We start from the raw sequence: 20,229 nt of genomic DNA, 5'->3' as shown, positions 1-20,229 counted from the left end.
CTGAAATTAAGTTACAGGAAACGATTATGTGCCGCAATTAGAGCGGGAAGTCGATTTCATGAGGTTACCAAGCGGGGCGGGGTGAGGGCATCGGCTGCGAGGGGTTTCGGGAGGGCGGGGAAGGCTCGAAGCGCAAGTGCACGACCGAGCATCGCCAGGACGCGGCGTGCCCACAAACAAAGAACCCCGCCGGCGCAACCCGGCGGGGTTCGTTCAGAGCGACGCCTGCGGATCCGGCTCAGCCGGGCCGTCAGGCGTGCCCCCTTGAGGGGGCGGCCGAAGGCCGTAGGGGGTGGTCAATTCCTACCCGCACGAACCTCGGCCACGGCCAAGGCGGTCATGTTGACGATGCGTCGCACGGTCGCCGAGGGCGTGAGGATGTGCACCGGACGGGCCGCGCCCAGCAGCATCGGGCCCACGGTGACGCCTTGGCCGCTGGTGATCTTCAGCACGTTGAAGAGGATGTTCGCCGAGTCCAGGCTTGGCAGCACCAGCAGGTTGGCCGCGCCCTTGAGCGTGCTGTCCGGCAGGAAGGTGGCGCGCACCGACTCGCTGAGGGCCGCGTCGCCATGCATCTCGCCGTCGCATTCCACGTCCGGGGCATGCTGGACGAAGAGCTCGCGGGCGCGGCGCATCTTCTGGGCCGAGGCGCGCTTGCTGGAGCCGAACATCGAGTGCGACAGGAAGGCCACCTTGGGCGGCAGGCCGAAGCGGCGCATCTCCTCGGCGGCCATGGCGGCGATCTCGGCCAGCTGCTCGGCGCTGGGGTCCTCGTTGACGAAGGTGTCCGTGATGAAGAGCGTGTGCTGCTCCAGCATCAGCGCATTGAGCGTGGCGAAGTTCTGCACGCCGGCCTTGAGCCCGATGAGGTCGGACACATGCTCCAGGTGCGACTCGAAACGTCCCACCATGCCGCAGATCATGGCGTCGGCATCGCCCAGCTCGATGGCCAGCGCGCCGATGGTCGTGGCCGAGCGGCGCACCGCGGCCTTGGCCATCTCCGGCGTCACGCCGCGGCGGCCCATGACCTGGTGATACCGCTCCCAGTAGTGGCGGAAGCGCGCGTCGTTGTCGGGGTCGATGACCTGGACGTCCTCGCCGAGCTTCATGCGAAGGCCGGCGCGCTGCAGGCGCATCTGGATGACCTCGGGGCGGCCGATCAGCGTCGGGCGGGTGAGCTTCTCGTCGAGGGCGACCTGCACCGCGCGCAGCACACGCTCGTCCTCGCCTTCCGCGTAGATCACGCGGGCCTGGCCCTCGAGGTACTCGGCCTTGGCCGCGGTAAAGACCGGGCGCATGAACATGCCGGTCTGATAGACGAAGCGAGAGAGCTGCTCGCGGTAGGCCGCCAGATCGGCGATGGGGCGCGTGGCGACGCCGGAGGCCGCAGCAGCCTCGGCCACGGCGGGCGCGATGCGCAGGATCAGGCGGGCGTCGAAGGGCTTGGGGATGAGGTAGTCCGGGCCGAAGGCCAGCTCCTGGCCCGCGTAGGCGGCGGCCACCTCATCGCTCATCTCGGCCTTGGCCAGCGCCGCGATCTCGCGCACGCAGGCCAGCTTCATGGCCTCGGTGATCTTGGTCGCGCCGCAGTCCAGGGCGCCGCGGAAGATGTAGGGGAAGCACAGGACGTTGTTGACCTGGTTCGGGTAGTCCGAGCGGCCCGTCGCGATGATGCAGTCCGGGCGCACGGCCTTGGCCAGCTCGGGGCGGATCTCGGGCTCGGGATTGGCCAGGGCCAGGATGATGGGCTTGTCGGCCATCGTGGTGACCATCTCCGGCGTCAGCACGCCGGCGGCCGAGCAGCCCAAGAAGACGTCGGCACCGGCCACCACGTCGGCCAGCGTGCGGGCGCTCGTGACCTGGCAGTAGCGCTGCTTGGACTCGTCCAGCTTGCCGGCCTGCGCATCGGCGCGCTCGCTCTGGATCAGGCCCTTGGAATCGCAGACGAAGACGTTCTCGCGCTTCACGCCGAGGCCGACCATCACGTCCAGGCAGGCGATGGCCGCGGCCCCCGCGCCCGAGACCGCCAGCTTCACCTGCCCGATGGCCTTGCCCACCAGCTCCAGACCGTTGAGCAGCGCGGCGCTGCTGATGATGGCGGTGCCGTGCTGGTCGTCGTGGAAGACGGGAATGTTCATGCGCTCGGAGAGCTTCTTCTCGATGTAGAAGCACTCGGGCGCCTTGATGTCCTCAAGGTTCACGCCGCCGAGCGTGGGCTCCATGGCGGCGATGATGTCCACGAGCTTGTCGGGATCGCGCTCGGCCAGCTCGATGTCGAAGACGTCGACGCCGGCGAACTTCTTGAACAGGCAGCCCTTGCCTTCCATCACCGGCTTGCCGGCCAGGGGGCCGATGTCCCCCAGGCCCAGCACGGCCGTGCCATTGGTGATCACGCCGACGAGGTTGGCGCGCGAGGTGTACTCGGCGGCGAGGCTCGGGTCCTCCTCAATGGCCAGGCAGGCATAGGCCACACCGGGCGAGTAGGCCAGCGAGAGGTCGCGCTGGTTGGACAGGGCCTTGGTAGGCGTGACGGCGATCTTGCCGCGGGTCGGCGCGCGGTGGTATTCCAGCGCGGCGTCGCGCAAGGCGCTCTCGGCCGGCGACAAGGGCTCTTTCTCAGCCATCCGGGTCTCCTCTTGTAGCTGTATGGACTGCAGGGCCGACCAGCTTACTCCCGGGTACATGACGGTTTCATGCCGCGCTGATGCCGAGTCCTTTGCCCCTCATGCACAAATCGCAAACACGGGGCTGCTGGCCTTCGCGACCAGGCAAGCCAGCTTCCGCCGAGCCGCGATGCAGGCAAGAAAAAGCCCGGGCGAGCCGGGCTTCCTCAGGCGCAGGAGCGAAGATCAGCCGTTGGCGCGCTTGGCCAGGATCTCGAAGGCCGGCAGGGTCTTGCCTTCCAGCACCTCGAGGAAGGCGCCGCCGCCGGTGGAGATGTAGCCCACGTCCTTCTCGATGCCGTACTTGGCGATCGCAGCCAGGGTGTCGCCACCGCCGGCAATGCTGAAGGCGCTGCTGTCCGCGATGGCGCGGGCGATGGTCTCGGTGCCGTGGGCGAAGGCGTCGAACTCGAACACGCCCACCGGGCCGTTCCAGACGATGGTGCCCGCGGCCTTGAGCTGCTCGGCCAGGATGGCGGCGGTCTTGGGGCCGATGTCGAGGATCAGGTCGTCGTCCGCCACCTCCGTCGCGGCCTTGACGGTGGCCGGCGCATCGGCGGCGAAGGTCTTGGCAGTCACCACGTCGACCGGGATGGGCACCGCGGCGCCACGGGCCTTCATCGACTCGATCACGGCCGTGGCTTCACCCACGAGATCGGGCTCGGCCAGCGACTTGCCGATCTTCAGGCCGGCGGCCAGCATGAAGGTGTTGGCGATGCCGCCGCCCACCACGAGGCCGTCGACGTTCTTGGACAGCGACTGCAGGATGGTCAGCTTGGTCGAGACCTTGGAGCCCGCCACGATGGCCACGAGCGGGCGCTTCGGATTGGCCAGCGCCAGGGTGATGGCGTCGATTTCGGCCGCCAGCAGCGGGCCGGCGCAGGCGATCTTCGCGAACTGGGCGATGCCGTAGGTCGTCCCCTCGGCGCGGTGGGCGGTGCCGAAGGCGTCGTTGACGTAGATGTCGCACAGGGCGGCCATCTTCTTCGCCAGCTCCTCGCTGTTCTTCTTCTCGCCCTTGTTGACGCGGCAGTTCTCCAGCAGCACCAACTGGCCCGGCTCGACGCTCACGCCGTCCACCCAGTTGGCGATCACCGGCACTTCACGCCCCATCAGCTCGCCCATGCGCTGGGCGATGGGGGCCAGGGAATCCTCCGGCTTGAACTCGCCCTCGGTGGGACGGCCCAGGTGCGAGGTGACCATCACGGCGGCACCGGCCTTGAGCGCCATCTCGATCGCGGGGATGGAGGCGCGGATGCGGGTGTCTTCGGTGATGTGACCGGCGTCGTCCTGGGGGACGTTCAGGTCGGCACGGATGAAGACGCGCTGGCCGGCGACCTTGCCGGCGGCCACGAGGTCGGAAAAACGCAGAACGTTCATGAGTCTCTCGATTGGGATTGGAATTCGGGGGCTGCGCGAGGCGGTGCCAGGCAGCGCAAGCCCTCTAGCTTACCAAGCCCCCCCGGCGGGGCCCTTGCGTACCGGGCACGTACCCGAGGACAAGGCGCTTACCAGCCCAGGCCGATGCGCAGGGCCAGCATCACCGCCGTGCCGCTGAGAATCGTGCCCAGGATGCCGCGCTTCCAGAAGAAGTAGGCCGTCCCGACCGCTGCCGCGTAGAGCCGCGCGTCCTGCCAGGTGTGCAGCAACTGGCCGTCGGGGGTCATCACGATCTGCGGCAGCACCACGGCCGCCAGCGCGGCGAGTGGCGCATAGCGCAGCCCCTGCTTCGCCCAGTCCGGCATGGGAATCTCGCGCTCGGGGATCATGAAGAAGCCGCGGGCCAGCACCGTGATCAGGGCCAGCCCGGCGATGGCCAGGGCGGTCATCCACTCGTTCACTTGACGGCCTCCTCGGGCTTCCTGGCGTCGGGCATCCAGTGGTCCAGCAGCAGGCCCATGGCCACGGCGGCCGCGATGGCGACGACGATGTTGAGCTTCAGCGGCAGGGCATAGCTCGCCACCGCCGCACAGCCGGCCACGCCCGCGGAGATCCAGCTCTTGCGGTCGGACAGCAGCGAGTAGGTCAGGCCCAGCAACGCCAGCACGCCGGCGAAGCCGAGTCCCCATTCGGTCGGCACCCGGTCCGCCAGCAGGATGCCGGCGATGGACGGCACCTGCCAGGCGCTCCAGTTCAGCGCCACGCCGCCCCAGAAGTAGGCCAGCGCCGGCTCGTCGGCGGGCTTGGGTTCGGGGTAGCGGCGCATGAAGGCGACGTAGTTGAGATCGGCCGCGAAGTAGCCGGTGAACAGCCGCCAGCGCCGCGGCAGGTGCCCCAGGTAGAAGCGCCACTGCGCACTGAAGATCACGAAGCGCAGGTTCACGCAGAAGGCCGTGGCCCACAGCACCCACAGCGGCGCGCCGGCGGCCAGGAGCGGCAGCGCCGCGAGTTGCGAGCTGCCGGCGAAGACGGTCAGGCTCATCATCAGCGCCAGCGGCAGCGACAGCCCGCTCTTGATCATGGCCACGCCGGTGACCAGCCCCCAGGCCGAGATGCCGAGCGTGATGCCCAGCATGTCGCGGGCGCCCTCGCGAAATTCGGGACGGCGCCGGAGCGCCAGGAAGGTACTGCTCATGCCTGCATTGTCGCCAGCCGGCGTTCACGGTGCTGGCACTCGGGCATCGCAAGCCCGCAGTGCGCCCTTCTCTGCCGCAGAAGGCTACTGGGCCGCGGGTTGGTACTCCGGCACCAGGCGGCGCAGCTGCGCCACCGCGCCGCCCGCGTCGCCCGTGCGGCAGGCCTCGCGCAACGCGGCGAGCAGCGGCTCCAGCACGGCCGGCTCGAGCAGGCGCTCGTGGGCGCACAGGATGCGGGGATGCGCGCTGGGCGTGACGCCGTCCCCGATCAGCAGCTCCTCGTAGAGCTTCTCGCCGGGACGCAGGCCGACGAACTCGATGGCGATGTCGCCGTCCGGCTGGCGCTCGGTGCGCTCGGTCAGGCCCGACAGGCGGATCAGCGTCCGCGCCAGGTCCACGATGCGCACGGGCTCGCCCATGTCCAGCACGAAGACCTCGCCGCCCTCGGCCATCGCCCCCGCCTGGATCACGAGCTGCGCCGCCTCGGGGATCAGCATGAAGTAGCGGATGATGTCCGGGTGCGTGATGGTGATGGGGCCGCCGTCCTGGATCTGGCGCTTGAACAGCGGCACCACGGAGCCCGAGGATCCGAGCACGTTGCCGAAGCGGACCATCGCGAAGGTGGTGCGGTGCCCCGCCTCCCGGGCCGCCGCCTGGAAGATCAGCTCGGCCGCACGCTTCGTGCTACCCATGATGTTGGTCGGACGCACGGCCTTGTCGGTGGACACGAGCACGCAGGTCGACACGCCGGCCGCCGCCGCGCAGCGCGCCACGGCCTGCGAGCCGAAGACGTTGTTGGAGATGCCGCGCAGCACGTTGGCCTCGACGAGCGGCACGTGCTTGTAGGCCGCGGCGTGGTAGACGGTGTCAACCTGGTGGCCGCGCATCAGCTGCATCAGCAGGTCCTCGTCCAGCACGCTGCCCAGCACGGTCTCGAGGGTCAGGTCTTGCGCCTGCGGGCGCAGCTCCTGCTCGATGCTGTACAGCGCGAACTCGGAGTGGTCCAGCAGGATCAGCACCGCCGGGCGCTGGCTGATGATCTGGCGGCACAGCTCGCTGCCGATGGAACCGCCGGCGCCGGTCACCAGCACGGCCTTGCCGCGGATGTTGCGGCTGAACAGGCTGGCATCGGGCGGAACGACGTCACGCCCCAGCAGGTCGGGCAGCGCCACCTCGCGGATGTCGGACACCCGCACATCGCCCTGCACCAGGTCCACGAGGCCCGGCAGCGTCTTGACCGGACGGCCCGTGCCCTCCGCGAGCTCCATGATGCGACGGCGCACCACCGGGCCGGCCGAGGGGACCGCCACGACGATGAGGTCGACGGCGAGCTTGTCCGCCACGCTCTTCAGGCGGGCGGCGGGCAGGACGTCCAGGCCCGCGACCTTCTTGCCGTGCAGCGCCGGCGCGTCGTCCACGAAGCCCACCGCGCGGTATTCGGGGCTGAACTGCATGCTTTGCGCAAGCTGGGCGCCCGCGGCCCCGGCACCGTAGATGAGCGTGCGCACCAGCGGCCGCCCGTGCCGCTGCAGCGCGCCCCACAGCAGGGCCCGCGCCAGAAAGCGCGAGATGAGCACGTAGGCGAAGGTGATGAACCAGAAGATCAGCATCGACGACCGCGGCAGCATGCGCAGGTCAGTCAGCTGGGCGAGGCTGTAGACCAGCAGCACCTCGACGGCCAGCGCCGCGCTGCAGCGGGCGATCACCCGCAAGTCCAGGTAGCGCACGACGGAGCGGTACAGCCCCGCCGCGGCCAGCACCGGGATCGCCAGCCAGGCGAAGACGATCTGCGCGGGCAGCGCCGTCTGCACGGCCTCGTCCAGCGTGCCCAGGCGCAGCACCACGGAGGTGAACATGCACAGGGGCAGGAAGAGCGCGTCCCCGGCCACCAGCAGCGCGGTCTTGACCCAGGACGGTAGCGCGACCAGCCGACCCAGGCCCCATTCCTCGCTCGCTGCTGCCTTTCCCTGGCTGACCTGGCTCAAGCCGTTCCCCGTGTGACTGATGCGGCCGGGGTCGGACTGCGGCCCCGGGACTGGGCGTGATTCTAAGGAGCGGCAGGCCGGCACCGCCCCGCCGTGTCGTGCCCAGCAAAAAGGGCCGGCGCCCGGTGAGGGGCGGCCGGCCCTGTCGCGAGGGGTCCGGGGTGGTCGGGCTCAGTTGTTGAGCTTGCGCACCTTGCCGCTGCCGGCGGACGAGAAGCTCAGCTCGGGATTGCCGACATAGGCGACGTCCCCGGAGCCGGCGATGGAGACCTTCAGCAGCTTGTTGGCGGCCACGATGACGTCGCCGCTGCCGGCGATGCTGACCTTGGCCTCGTCGGCCTGCAGGTCGCGGGCCTTGACGTCGCCGCTGCCCGCCACCGAGACGCTCAGGTTCGCGGTGGAGCCGCTGGCGATGATGTCCCCGCTGCCGGAGATGGTCATGGCGACGCGCTCGCTCTTGACGCCGTTCAGGTGGATGTCTCCCGAGCCGCTGATGCTGGCCTTGAGATCAGGCGCGCTGATGGGGTCGACCTTGATCGTGCCCGAGCCGGCAATGGACACGCCGCGCAGCGCCGGCATCTCGATCTCGATGACCGGTGCCTGCTTGGTGCTCAGGTGGTAGCCGCGGCGCGTCTGAATCTCCAGCGTGCGGCCCTTGCTGCCATCGACCACGCGGGTCTCGATGTAGGGCAGCAGGTTGCGTTCGGCGCGCAGTTCCAGCTTGTGGCCGCTGCCTTGGCGGATCTGCACCTTGAAGCTGCCTTCGAGGGCAACGGCGTCGTAGCCGCTGACATCACGGCGCTCGCTGGTGATCTCGCCCTCGCCGGTGACACGCTCGCCGGAGCCCCAGCTCCAGGACCAGGCCTGCGCGGCGCCGGTGCTCAGCAGGGCGGCGCTGCCCAGCAGCGTGACGGCGAAGAAGCGGCGCGTGGTGGTGCTCATGGTGGGGATCCTTGTCTCATGCGTTGACGATGGACGCATGATGCAAAGCCCGTCCGCCGCTGGCGAGCCGACTCAGACGAAATGCAGGAACGGCGGCACCAGATGCAGGAAGCCCGCGCGGGCCCCGCTTCGGCCCCGCTCAGTGGCCGCTCAGTGACCGCTCAGTGACCGCCCTTGGCGGCGGCCTTGTCCGTCTTGGCGCCGCCCTTCTCCGCGGTCTTGTCGGACGCCTTGTCCGCGGCCTTCTCGGCCCCGTGATCGCCACCCGCGGCCTCCTCGTCGGCCGGCTTGCTCGTGCCAGGACGGGGCACCACGGGCGCGATGCCTTCGAGCTTGTTCTCGCGCATGTACTCGTCCATCTCCTTCCAGCCCGAGAAGACGGCGGCCTTCTGCGCCTTGGGATTGAGCGTGTAGCAGTCCTCGATGGCGCGCTGCGCATGGCGGCAGGCGCTGCCCACGGCCTTGCCCTCAGCCTCCTTGGCGGCGGCCAGCTTGGCCGGATCGTCGATGCCCAGCCATTCGCAGCCGGCCAGCGGCAGGAGCAGCAGGCCGACGGCCAGGCGCCGGCGCAAGGGGTGGGAAATGCGCGTCATGCCCGGCTTATCGGCTGATCTGCGGCAGTCTTGAGTCAGCGCTGGCGCGCCATCTCCATCAGCCGTGCAATCCGTTCCTCCGTGGCCGGATGCGTGGAAAACAGCCCCTTGATGCCGCCCGCGGAGAGCGGGTTCATGATCATCATCTGCGCCGTCTCGGGATGGCGCTCCGCCACCTCCATGGGCAGGCCCTGGGCGTAGCGGTGGATCTTGTCCAGCGCCGAGGCCAGGGCCGCCGGGTCGCCCGAGATCTCGGCGCCGCCGCGGTCGGCCTCGAACTCGCGGGCGCGGCTGATGGCCATCTGGATCAGGCTGGCGGCGATGGGGGCGAGGATCATCACCAGCAGGCCCACGAGGGGGTTGGTCTGGCGGCCCTCGCTGTCCCGCCCGCCGAACAGCATCGCGAAGTTGCCCAGCATGCCGATGGCACCGGCCATGGTGGCGCTGATGGTGGAGATGAGGATGTCCCGGTGCTGCACATGGGCGAGCTCATGGGCCATGACGCCGCGCAGTTCACGCTCGGACAGCACGCGCAGGATGCCGGTGGTCGCGGCCACGGCCGCATGGTCGGGATTGCGGCCGGTCGCGAAGGCATTGGGCGCGTCTTCTTCGATCAGGTAGACGCGCGGCATGGGCAGGCCGGCCCGCTGGGCCAGCTCCCGCACCATGCGGTAGAACTGCGGGGCGCTGGACTCGTCGACCTCCTGCGCGTTGTACATGCGCAGGACGAGCTTGTCGGAGAACCAGTAGCTGAAGAAGTTCATGCCCAGCGCGATCAGCAGCGCGAGGACCATGCCCTGCTGGCCGCCCAGCACCGAGCCGATCGCCATGAACAGCGCGGTGATGGCGGCCATCAGGATGGCAGTCTTCATCATGTTGAACATCGCTCACTCCTCCGATAGGACAGACCAGGGACCGCGGCGCGGCTGAGGTGTCAGGTGGGGCTGGCCGCTGCCGATTTCAAGACCGTGCCCACCGGCACCGGCCGCGACTGCAGGAAGGCCGCCGCCGGCAGGCGCTTGCCGCCTGCCCGCTGCAGCTCGGTCAGGCGCAGCGCCCCCTCGCCGCAGGCCACCAGCAGGCCAGACGCATCGGCCGCGAGCACCTCGCCGGGCTGGCCGGTACCGGGTGCCGGCTGCGCCTTCCAGATCTTGAGCGCCTCCCCGTCCAGATGGCTCAGGCCACCCGGGAAGGGATCGAAGGCCCGCAGGCGGCGCTCGATGGCGGCGGCCGGCAGCGTCCAGTCGATGTCGCTCTCGGCCTTCTCGATCTTGTGGGCATAGCAGACCCCGGCCTCGGGCTGACGCTCCGGCCGGAACCCGCCGCATGCGGCCAGCTCCAGCGCCTCGACCATCAGGCGGCCGCCCAGCACGGCGAGCTTGTCATGCAGGCTGGCGGTGGTGTCATCGGCCGCGATGGGCAGGCGCTCGATGAGCAGCATGTCGCCCGTGTCCAGGCCCGCGTCCATCTGCATGATGGTGATGCCCGTCTCGGCATCGCCCGCCTCGATGGCCCGGTGGATGGGCGCAGCGCCACGCCAGCGCGGCAGCAGCGAGGCGTGGATGTTCAGGCAGCCCAGGCGCGGGAGGTCCAGCACCCACTGGGGCAGGATCAGGCCATAGGCCGCCACCACGAGGAGGTCCGGCCGGGCGGCCAGCAGCGCCTCGCGGCCGGCCGCAGCCTCGCCGGGATGCTTGCCATCCAGGCGCAGGCTCAGCGGCTGGCTGACCGGGATGCCATGCTGCTGCGCCACCTGCTTGACCGGCGAGGCCTGCAGCTTCATGCCGCGGCCGGCGGGGCGGTCGGGCTGCGTCAGGACCAGGGGAACCTCAAAGCCTGCGGCCAGCAGGGCCTGCAGGGCGACGGCCGCGAATTCCGGCGTTCCGGCGAAGGCGACGCGCAGTCCCATCAGCGACGCGGCTGCTCGTCGCGGGCCTTCTTGGCCAGCTTGGTCTTGATACGGTCGCGCTTGAGCGAGCTCAGATACTCGACGAAGACCTTGCCCTTCAGGTGATCCAGCTCATGCTGCACGCACACCGACAGCAGGCCCTCGGCCTCGAACTCGTAGGGCTGGCCGTCGCGATCCAGGGCGCGCACCTTGACGCGCTCGTGGCGCGCCACCTTGTCGTAGATGGTCGGCACGGAGAGGCAGCCCTCCTCGCCGTCGCGCAGCGCGCCGCCGGTCTCGATGATCTCGGGGTTGATCAGCACGCGCGGCTCGTTGCGCTCTTCGGAGGTGTCGATCACCACCACGCGCTCGTGGACGTCCACCTGGGTGGCGGCCAGGCCCACGCCCTCGGCGGCGTACATGGTCTCGAGCATGTCGTCCACCAGCTGGCGGATACGGTCGTCCACGACGGCCACGGTTTGAGCGACAGTATGCAGACGCGGGTCGGGGTAACGAAGGATATTCAGTTTGGCCATCTCGGAGTTCCAATGCCGCGCTGTGGACAATCCACAACGCGGCTTTGTAAGTGCCTGCAAGAGCATCGATGCTCCGGCGGGATTCATTGCAACGTCCACCCGCTTTAGGGGCAGAATCATCTCAAGCTGAGGGGATTTTCGCCGATCTGCCGCAGGACTTCAGCGTTCTTGCTGATCACCCTGCGTGCGGCCGCACTCCCCGGCTCGCCCCTCAGTATTCCCACTGCATGCCGACAGGCAAGAAAACAGCGGGTCCGGCGCCTCCCCCGATGCACCGGCAGCCCGCAGGAGAACGACCGATGACTTCATGGCCCATGCTGCGCCCCGCCCCCCTCGTCACCGCCCTGTGGGCCGCGGCCGCCCTTCTCAGCGCAGCGCCGGCCATGGCCACCGACTTCCCCATCAGCCAGTCCCAGCGGGAGACCGCCCAGAAGGTGGCCCAGGCCGGCGTGCCCCTGTCGGAACTCGCCCCGGATGCCCCGGACAGCTACACCGTGAAGAAGGGTGACACGCTGTGGGCCATTTCCACGCTCTTCCTCAAGAGCCCCTGGCGCTGGCCGGAACTCTGGGGCATGAACCAGGACCAGATCCGCAACCCCCACCTGATCTACCCCGGCCAGCAGCTGGTGCTGGTCAAGGTGGATGGCCGTGCGCGACTGGAGCTGGCCCAGTCGATCACGGGCCCGAACGGCACCGTGAAGCTCTCGCCCCGCGCGCGGGCCGAGTCCCTGGACGACGGCGGCATCCCCGCCATCCCCATGCACCTGATCGAGCCCTTCCTGAACGAGGCCATCGTCCTCGACGAGGACAGCCTCGCATCGGCCCCCCGCGTGGCCGCCGCCCAGGAAGGCCGCGTGCTGCTGAGCCGCGGGGATCTGGCCTATGTCCGCGGCACGCTCCCGACGCAAGGCGACTACCGCGCCTTCCGCACGGCCAAGCCCCTGCGCGACCCGCTCACCAAGGAAGTGCTGGGCTATGAGGCCGCCTATGTGGGCTCGCTGGAATTCCTCCGCCCCGGCACCCCGGCCGACGGCAAGACCCTCGAGGTGCCTGCCACCTTCCAGGTCAAGCAGATCCGTCAGGAGGTCAACGCAGGCGACCGCCTGGCCCCCGTGCCGCCCCGCACCTTCAACCGCTACGTGCCCCATGCGCCGGGCAAGGCCATCGATGGCCGCGTCATTGCGGTCTACGGCGAGGGCCTGAACGCCGGCCAGAACCAGATCGTCTCGATCAACAAGGGCACGCAGGACGGCATGGAGCAGGGGCATGTGCTGGCCCTGTGGCGCACCGGCCAGGAAGTGCGTGACACCAGCAGCGGCACCGGTCGTGCCGACGCCATCCGCCTGCCGGACGAAAAGAACGGCAAGCTGTTCGTGTTCCAGACCTTCCGCCGCGTCTCGTACGCGCTGATCCTGTCGGCGCAACAGCCCGTCGGGCCGGGCGATCGCCTCTCCCAGCCCTGATGCTGCCGCCCTGATCTCCGGGCCTGATCGCCAGCCCCTCCACCGCGCTTCCCTCCAGGGTCCCTGGCATGCCTGCGCCGATTCGTGATCCCGGGGAGCTCTCCGCCTGGTTGCGCCTCGTGGAGACGCCGGGGCTCGGCCGCTCCTCCCTGCGCCGCCTGCTGGCGGCCTTTGGCGAGCCTCGGGCCATCTTTGAGCGCGGCCCGGCCGACTGGTCCCGCATCATCGGCCCGCAGGCCGCTCAGGCCCTGGGCCGCCCGCCCGAGCAGCTGGAGGCCCTGCTCGAGCAGACGCGACTGTGGCTCAAGGAAGATGGGCGCCGCAGCCTGCTGCTGCTGGGGGACCCGGACTACCCCCAGGCACTGCTCGAGACCGCGGATCCGCCGCTGCTGATGTATCTCTGGGGCCAGCGGGGCCTGCTTCGCCGCCCCATGCTGGCCATCGTCGGCAGCCGCAATGCCACGCCCCAGGGGCTGGACCATGCGCTCACCTTTGCCCGCCACTTCAGCGAGGGAGGCCACTGCGTCGTGTCCGGCCTGGCCCTCGGCGTGGATGCGGCGGCGCATGAGGGCGCGCTCTCCGCCGCGGGCGGCACCATCGCCGTGCTGGGCACGGGGCTCAACGAGATCTACCCTCGCCGCAACGCCGCGCTGGCCATGCGCATCGTCGAGCAGGGCCTGCTGATGAGCGAGTACGCACTGGACACCCCGGCGCTGGCGCCTCATTTCCCGGTGCGCAACCGCATCATCGCGGGCCTGGCCGAGGGGTGCCTCGTCGTCGAGGCGGCGCTGCAGAGCGGCTCGCTCATCACCGCGCGGCTGGCCGGCGAGGCCGGGCGCGAGGTGTTCGCCATTCCCGGCTCGATCCACTCCCCGCTGAGCAGGGGCTGCCATGCCTTGATCCGGCAAGGGGCCAAGCTGGTGGAGTCGGCCACCGACGTCCTCGAAGAGCTGCCCCGGCACAGCGGGCTCCCCACCCCCACAGCCGAGCCCTCCGCGCCCTCCGAGTCGGACGCCTTGCCGAGCGCCCCTCTGAGTCTGGCGGGCGCCAGCGAGCATCAGCGCCTGCTCGCCGCCATGTCCCACGAGCCGGTGAGCCTCGACGCCCTGCAGGCCCGCGGCGGATGGCCGACCGAGCTGCTGCAAGCGCTGCTGCTGGACCTGGAGCTGGACGGCCTCGTCGTTCGCCTGCCGGGCGGGCTGCTGCAGCGGCGTCACAGCGCCTGAGCCGATCGCGGCCTCCATGGCCGGGCCGGTCCCTGCCGCCGGCCTGCCGGCAGGGCCACCGCGGCCCTTCCGGACGGGGCCTTGGGGCTCGCCAGACTGCGTAAAAGCCCTGCCGTGGCGGCCTGTTTCGCGGCATCGGTGTCCGGAACGGCTGGGGTATAGTCCAGCCATGTTTGACGTCCTCGTCTATCTCTATGAGACCTACTGGCGGCCGGATGCCTGTCCGGATCACGCCCAGCTGACTCGCAAATTGTCAGCCGTAGGCTTCGAGACCGACGAAATCCAGGAGGCGCTTTCCTGGCTGGACGGCCTGGCGGTCGCCGCGCAGTCCCATCATGGGGAGCAAGGCGCCCTGAGCCTGCGGATCTATTCCAAGGATGAGCTGGAGCACCTGGGCGAAGCCTCGGTCGGCTTCATCAGCTTCCTGGAGTCGGCCGGCGTGCTGCCGCCCCCCATGCGGGAGATGGTGGTGGACCGCGCCATGGCCATCCCCGGTGCCCCGCTGGACCTCGAAGACCTCAAGATCATCGTGCTGATGGTGTTCTGGAGCTTGGGCGAGGAGCCGGACGCCCTCATCCTCGACGAGCTCTTCGTGGCGCCCGAGGATCGGCTGATCCACTGATGCACTGATCCATTGCTCCACCGACGCGCCGCTCCCGGCGCGTTTTTCATTGCTGCGCCGCTCCCCGCGCGCTTTCTTGGCAGCGCCGATGCCGGCCCGTTTCTCGCGGCGGCGCGACGTCCAGCGTCGCACGCCCCATCCCGCCGCACGCCGGCGCCAAGCGGCGGCCAGGTGCCCGCCTCGGCCGGTGTTTTCAGTTCAGCAGGCGATCGGGATCCGCGTCGATCTTGGCCAGGGCATTGCGCGTGGCCTTGACGGTGAGGGCCTCGTCCTGCGCCGGCAGCAGCAGCCCGGCTTGCAGGAAAGCCGCCAGGCGGCTTTGCTGGAACAGCACGCCGCGCCCCTTGGGCGAGACGAACAGCGTCAACTGATGCCGCAGGCCGCGCCAGGCCAGCTGCACCGGCTCGTTGCGGCCGCGGTAGTCCAGCATGTACCAGGACCCGACCTGCAGCTCCTGCGCCCAGGCGACCATCGCCGCCGACGGCGGCGCGCCCCCTTCGGCCACGACCTCCAGGTCTTCCGACTCGTGCGAGGACAGGTCCCGCATGAGCGTCTCGTCCAGCTCGCCGTCCGCAGTGTCGGGCAGCATGGCCTCCAGCGTCTCGAGCTGGCTCATCAGCTCCTCGAGGCGTTCCGGCGGGATGCTGGCGGACTTGGCCGTGAAGGCGGCCGCCAGGGAGTTGTTGAGCGCCCGGATCTGCTCGTCCTGCCTCTGCGCGGAGAGGCCCGCGTGGCCCATGCCCTCGCGCAGCACCTTCAGCAGGGGGGGCAGCCGGCGGATCACCTCGGCCCGTTCCTCGCGGGACACCTTGGCCGTCGCGGACCAGATCAGGTCCGCCGCGGCCCGCTTCATCTGCTTGGTGACCTCGGCCTGGGCGCCGGCCCGCACGGCGGTCACGGCCAGCACATCCGCCCAGGTCTGGAACAGGAAGTCGCGCACGCCATCCTGCACCGGCACCTCGTTGAGCATTTTGCGCAGCTCGATGGTGTACTGGATGGCCAGGGTCTCCCGCTGCTCGACCTGCTGGGCCAGGGACACGCCCTTGATGGAGGCGCTGTTCTCCTGCTCGAAGTAGTGGGCGAGGAACTTCTCGAACTCCGTCAACACCGTCTGGAACACGCGGCGACCGGTGTCAGGATAGGCCTCGACGACCTGCACGACACGCTTGATCTCGCGCTCCACCGCCTCGCTGACGTCGCCGCCGGAAGAGGTGTTGAAGCCCATCACGCAGGCCCCCATGCGGTCGATCAGGCGTCGCGCCGGGTGGTCCGTGGTGGCAAAGAAGTCCGGCTCGCCGATGGCCACGCGCAGCACCGGCATCTGCAGCCGCGCGAACCACACGCGCACCGAGGCCGGGATGCGCTCCTCCGTCAGGATGGACTGGAACAGCAAGGCCACCACCTCGATCGTGGCGCGTTCGGCCGGCGTGTCGGCGGCCTGCTTGAGGACCTGCTTGACGGCCAGGTTGCGGGCCTTGAGTTCCTCGATCTGCTGGGGAACCGGGATCTCGCGCACGGGGCTGCCCGTGCTGGGGGCGCCGCCCGCCAGGCCGCCGGACGTCGGCGCGCCGGGCGCGCTGGCCAGCGACGGCTGCGCACGATGGCGCAGCATTTCCTGGGCATGGTTGATGGCCGCATGGAGGCGGCCGGTGAGCGTGGCGGGGCCCGCACGATCGCCGCGCGGATCGGCCGGCATCGGCTGCGTGGGGGCGTTCATGGCCGGCGCCATGGCGGCGGACATGCCGGGCACCTGGCGATTCAGCACCCGCTGCAGCTGGGCCATCACCTGCTCGGCCGAGGTGCGCACGGCTGACTTGACGACGCCCTGCGCGGGAGCCGACGCCCCGAGGGCCTGCCCCTGCCCGGTCCTGGCAAAGCCCGCCGCCTGGCCCTGATGCCCGGCGGAAGCCGCGCCATGGCCGTGCCCCGGCGGCCCGTCCGCCCCGCCCAAGCCCCGCGCGTAGAGCGTCGTGGGCGCAAAGGCGGGGTCCTGGGAGGCATCCGGCACGGCGGAGGCCTGGCGGCTGTCGGCCGTGCGACGGATGTAGGGCCGCAGGTCGACCTCCGGCAGCACCCCCTGCTGCATCAGCCAGTGATTGGTCTCGTGGTAGGCCTCCAGCAGCAGGTGCGACATCTCCTCGTTGAGCGTCAGCAGGAACAGCTGCCATTCCGTGGGCGTGAGCCCACTGGCGTACCAGCAATCGAGGACAAGTCGCGCCAGGGCCTGTGCGCGCACCAGATCGTTCGGCGCCAGCTCCTCATGCCCCTCGAGCAGGAGCATGCGGGTGCGCAGATCGGTGAACTCCCACGTCGCCTTGTCCATCATGGCCAGCGCGAGGCGCGAGGCCGTGATCTGGCGCTCGATGGTGTCGTCATCCACCAGGCTCAGACTGGCGCTGCCGCTGACGGTGACATGCTCGGGAACGCCCTGCGTGGCGGCCGTGCGCACGGCATCCCGGAGCATGCTCAGCCACACCACGCCCCGCCGCTGCCACAGGGCGACGCCGTCACGGCGCGCCACGCTGAGGGCGTACTCCGCGGGCTGCAGCAGCAGTTGCGCAGCGGCCTCATGGAGCGCGGCCCCGGTCGCGGCGATGCCGCGCACCAGGGCCTCGGTGAAGACGCGCCGGGCCTGGGCCGCCTGGGCCTGCCGGCGCGGATCAGTGCCGCTCATGGGCGAAGTGGGACGGGAAGTCGGCCATGCGGACGACTCTACACCACCGCTCCAGCGTTCGGATCGTCCGGATCTTCCTTGACCGAGGTGCCGGTCTTGACAAGATCCTCACGCTTCACGCCCAGCCACATGGCGATGGCCGCGGCCACGAACACGGAGGAATAGATGCCGAAGCAGATGCCGATGGTCAGCGCCACCGCGAAGAACTTCAGCGTCGGGCCGCCGAACAGCAGCATCGACAGCACCATCAGCTGCGTGCAGCCGTGGGTGATGAAGGTGCGGCTCATCGTCGAGGTGATGGCGTGGTCGATGACCTCGTGCGTGGTGAGCTTGCGGTACTTGCGGAAGGCTTCGCGGACCCGGTCGAAGATCACGACGGACTCGTTCACGGAGTAGCCCAGCACGGCCAGCACGGCCGCCAGCACGGACAGCGAGAACTCCCACTGGAAGAAGGCGAAGAAGCCCAGGATGATGACCACGTCGTGCAGGTTGGCGATGATGCCGGCCACCGCGAACTTCCACTCGAAGCGGAAGGCCAGGTAGATCATGATGCCGATGACCGTCATGGCCAGGGCCTTGGCCGCATCGGCCGCCAGCTCGGCACCCACCGAGGGGCCCACCACCTCGCTGCGCGAGAGCTTGACCGGCTCGGCGCCGTCGGCCGTCGTGCAGACGTCCTTCTCGATGCCTTCGCCCTTGTCGGACACGGTCTGGCGCTTGGAGACCTGGCCCTTTTCCGCCGCGCAGAGCTCGACGAAGACCTGGCCGACGACCTTGTCCTGCTTGATCGTCTTGTGGGGCGGCATCTTGATCATCACGTCATGCGACGTGCCGAACTTCTGCACCGTGACCTCGCCGAAGCCCATGTGCTCGACCGTGGCCCGCGTCTTCTCGATGTCCGCGCTCTGGGCGTAGGCCACCTCGACGACGGTGCCGCCGGTGAACTCGATCGAGTAGTGCAGACCACGCGTGATCAGGAAGAAGACGGCGGCTGCGAAGGTGAGGAAGGAGATCGCGTTGAAGACCAACGCGTGCTTCATGAACGGGATGTCCCGCTTGATTCGGAAGAGTTCCATGTCGGATTCCTGTCAGGGGGTCAGGCCTTGCCTTCGGCCGCTTCGGGGGTGTCGGTCGAGGCGCTGCCGGGTTCGGCGGCAGGCTTCCAGACCTGGCCCACGGAGAGGGACTTCAGCTTCTTCTGACGGCCATACCAGAGGTTGACCAGGGCGCGCGAGAACATCACCGAGGAGAACATGGACGTCATGATGCCCAGGCAGTGCACCATGGCGAAGCCCCGCACCGCGCCCGAGCCGAAGGCCAGGAGCGCCAGGCCGGCGATCAGCGTGGTGACGTTGGAGTCCAGGATGGTGGCCCAGGCGCGTTCGTAGCCGGCGAAGATGGCTGCCTGCGGTGTCGCGCCGCTGCGCAACTCCTCACGGACGCGTTCGTTGATCAGCACGTTGGAATCGATGGCCATGCCCAGCACCAGGGCGATGGCGGCCATGCCCGGCAGCGAGAGCGTCGCCTGCAGCATCGACAGCACGGCCACGAGCATCAGCAGGTTGAAGCCCAGTGCGAGCGTGGAGAACACGCCGAAGAGCATGTAGTAGATGCACATGAAGATCGCCACCGCGGCGAAGCCCCAGGCCACGCTGTGCATGCCCTTGGCGATGTTCTCGGCGCCGAGCGTCGGGCCGATGGTGCGCTCTTCGATGATTTCCATCGGCGCGGCCAGGCCGCCGGCGCGCAGCAGCAGGGCAAGGTCGGCGGCGTTCTCCGTCGAGCCCATGCCGGTGATCTGGAAGTCGCTGCCCAGCTCGCTGTTGATGCGGGCCACGGTCAGCACTTCGCCCTTGCCCTTCTCGAAGAGGATGGCGGCCATGTGCTTGCCCACGTTGACGCGCGACACCTCCTTCATCAGGCGCCCGCCCTTGGCATCCAGGCGCACCGAGACGGCCGGCTGGTGGTTCTCGTCCTGACGGGGCTGGGCGTCCGTGAGCAGGTCGCCGGTGACGATGGCGTCCTTGTAGACGATCACGGGCGCTCCGCGGCCGACGCCGAAGCGCTCGCGGCCGAAGGGCACGGGGCCGGTACCGGCCAGCGCAGCCATGGCCTCGGAGGACATGTCGGCCAGGCGGAACTCGAGGTTGGCGGTACGGCCGATGATGTCCTTGGCCTTGGCGGTGTCCTGCACGCCCGGCAGCTGGATCACGACGCGATCCAGGCCCTGCTGCTGGATCACGGGCTCGGACACGCCCAGCTCATTGACCCGGTTGTGCAGCGTGGTGATGTTCTGCTTCAGCGCGGCGTCCTGCACCGCAGCGAGCGTCTGGGGCTTGAAGCTGCCTCGCAGGCTCAGCTCGGCACCCTCGCCCTGGGGGAGCCACTGCATGTCCGGCAGCTTGTCCTGCAGCAGGCCCAGCGCGGCGGTGCGGGTCTCGACGTCGCGGAAGGCGATGACCAGGTCGTTGCCCTCCTTGGCGATGCCGGCATGGCGCAGGTTCTTCTCGCGCAGCATGGAGCGGGTGTCGCCCACAAGGGACTCGACCTTCTTGGCGATCGCCGCCTTCATGTCCACCTGCATCAGGAAATGCACGCCGCCGCGCAGGTCCAGGCCCAGGTACATCGGGAAGGCACGCAGGCTCTTGAGCCAGTCCGGCGAGCGCGACACGAGGTTCAGCGCCACGATGTACGACGGCTCGCTCAGGTCGGTGTTGATCGCCTTGTTGATGGCGTCCTTGGCCTTGAGCTGGGTGTCGGTGTCATTGAAGCGGGCGCGCACGGAATTGCCCTCGAAGGCCACCGAGTCCGCCTTGACGCCGACGGCCTGCATGGCCGCCTCGACGCGGGCCACCATGGCCGCGTCCAGCTTCACCGTGGCCTTGCCACTGGACACCTGCACCGCCGGCGCCTCGCCGAAGAAGTTGGGCAGGGTGTAGATCAGACCGATCAGCAGCGCGACGACGAGCAGCGCGTACTTCCACAAGGGATAACGGTTCATGGAGGCATCCTCTGGAGGTCTGGACCAGACCTGGGCTCGCGCCCTGAAAACATGCCCGGC

Annotated in this window: 16 protein-coding genes; 3 read left to right on the top strand and 13 right to left on the bottom strand. The window is 69.3% G+C overall.

From position 1 onward, the window contains the following. Window positions 1-296: 296 nt before the first annotated feature. The 10 genes from QRD43_RS11235 to def all read right to left on the bottom strand — a co-directional run bounded on the left by QRD43_RS11235 (window position 297) and on the right by def (window position 11,183). Window positions 297-2,624, bottom strand: coding sequence for an NADP-dependent malic enzyme (locus QRD43_RS11235; protein ID WP_285982576.1), 2,328 nt, complete (start codon window positions 2,622-2,624; stop codon window positions 297-299). A gap of 225 nt (window positions 2,625-2,849) precedes the next feature. Next, window positions 2,850-4,043: a phosphoglycerate kinase gene (locus QRD43_RS11230; RefSeq protein WP_285982575.1), complete on the bottom strand. Its 1,194-nt coding sequence runs from the start codon at window positions 4,041-4,043 to the stop codon at window positions 2,850-2,852. A 128-nt stretch (window positions 4,044-4,171) separates the two neighbouring features. Then, a complete protein-coding gene (locus QRD43_RS11225) occupies window positions 4,172-4,492 on the bottom strand; it encodes an AzlD domain-containing protein (RefSeq protein ID WP_285983166.1) in 321 nt (106 codons plus the stop codon). A gap of 8 nt (window positions 4,493-4,500) precedes the next feature. After that, entirely contained in the window at window positions 4,501-5,238 is a 738-nt protein-coding gene (locus QRD43_RS11220) for an AzlC family ABC transporter permease (RefSeq protein ID WP_285982574.1), read from the bottom strand. An 84-nt stretch (window positions 5,239-5,322) separates the two neighbouring features. Further along, window positions 5,323-7,224, bottom strand: a complete 1,902-nt coding sequence (locus QRD43_RS11215) for a polysaccharide biosynthesis protein (RefSeq protein WP_285982573.1) — start codon at window positions 7,222-7,224, stop codon at window positions 5,323-5,325. 171 nt (window positions 7,225-7,395) lie between these two features. Next, window positions 7,396-8,166: a head GIN domain-containing protein gene (locus QRD43_RS11210; RefSeq protein WP_285982572.1), complete on the bottom strand. Its 771-nt coding sequence runs from the start codon at window positions 8,164-8,166 to the stop codon at window positions 7,396-7,398. 161 nt (window positions 8,167-8,327) lie between these two features. After that, a complete protein-coding gene (locus tag QRD43_RS11205) occupies window positions 8,328-8,759 on the bottom strand; it encodes a hypothetical protein (protein WP_285982571.1) in 432 nt (143 codons plus the stop codon). Between the two features lie 35 nt (window positions 8,760-8,794). After that, a complete protein-coding gene (gene htpX / locus QRD43_RS11200) occupies window positions 8,795-9,643 on the bottom strand; it encodes a zinc metalloprotease HtpX (protein ID WP_285982570.1) in 849 nt (282 codons plus the stop codon). A 50-nt stretch (window positions 9,644-9,693) separates the two neighbouring features. Then, entirely contained in the window at window positions 9,694-10,662 is a 969-nt protein-coding gene (fmt, locus tag QRD43_RS11195) for a methionyl-tRNA formyltransferase (RefSeq protein WP_285983165.1), read from the bottom strand. Between the two features lie 5 nt (window positions 10,663-10,667). Beyond that, entirely contained in the window at window positions 10,668-11,183 is a 516-nt protein-coding gene (gene def / locus QRD43_RS11190; RefSeq protein ID WP_285982569.1) for a peptide deformylase, read from the bottom strand. A 299-nt stretch (window positions 11,184-11,482) separates the two neighbouring features. Between def and QRD43_RS11185 the strand changes: the two genes are divergently transcribed. The 3 genes from QRD43_RS11185 (at window position 11,483) to QRD43_RS11175 (ending at window position 14,494) form a co-directional block, all read left to right on the top strand. Further along, window positions 11,483-12,646 (top strand): LysM peptidoglycan-binding domain-containing protein, encoded by a 1,164-nt coding sequence (locus QRD43_RS11185; RefSeq protein WP_285982568.1) that lies wholly within the window; start codon window positions 11,483-11,485, stop codon window positions 12,644-12,646. A 68-nt stretch (window positions 12,647-12,714) separates the two neighbouring features. Continuing rightward, the gene (dprA, locus tag QRD43_RS11180) at window positions 12,715-13,872 is read left to right on the top strand and encodes a DNA-processing protein DprA (protein ID WP_285982567.1); all 1,158 of its coding nucleotides are present in this window, start codon (window positions 12,715-12,717) and stop codon (window positions 13,870-13,872) included. Window positions 13,873-14,041: 169 nt separating this feature from the next. Then, a complete protein-coding gene (locus QRD43_RS11175) occupies window positions 14,042-14,494 on the top strand; it encodes a Smg family protein (RefSeq protein WP_183104031.1) in 453 nt (150 codons plus the stop codon). 193 nt (window positions 14,495-14,687) lie between these two features. Here QRD43_RS11175 and QRD43_RS11170 read toward each other — a convergent pair whose 3' ends face one another. From QRD43_RS11170 to secD, 3 genes are read right to left on the bottom strand one after another with little or no spacing between them, the layout of a single operon-like run. Continuing rightward, complete coding sequence (locus tag QRD43_RS11170) at window positions 14,688-17,168, bottom strand: DUF1631 family protein (protein ID WP_285982566.1); 2,481 nt, start codon at window positions 17,166-17,168, stop codon at window positions 14,688-14,690. 38 nt (window positions 17,169-17,206) lie between these two features. After that, a complete protein-coding gene (gene secF, locus QRD43_RS11165; RefSeq protein WP_285982565.1) occupies window positions 17,207-18,244 on the bottom strand; it encodes a protein translocase subunit SecF in 1,038 nt (345 codons plus the stop codon). 20 nt (window positions 18,245-18,264) lie between these two features. After that, window positions 18,265-20,169 (bottom strand): protein translocase subunit SecD, encoded by a 1,905-nt coding sequence (gene secD, locus QRD43_RS11160; protein ID WP_285982564.1) that lies wholly within the window; start codon window positions 20,167-20,169, stop codon window positions 18,265-18,267. Window positions 20,170-20,229: the final 60 nt, after the last annotated feature.

The organism is Roseateles subflavus, from assembly GCF_030285365.1.
Lineage (GTDB): Bacteria > Pseudomonadota > Gammaproteobacteria > Burkholderiales > Burkholderiaceae_C > Roseateles_B > Roseateles_B subflavus.
Note: the sequence above shows the minus strand (reverse complement) of the source record. Positions and strands in the feature narration are given on the sequence as shown.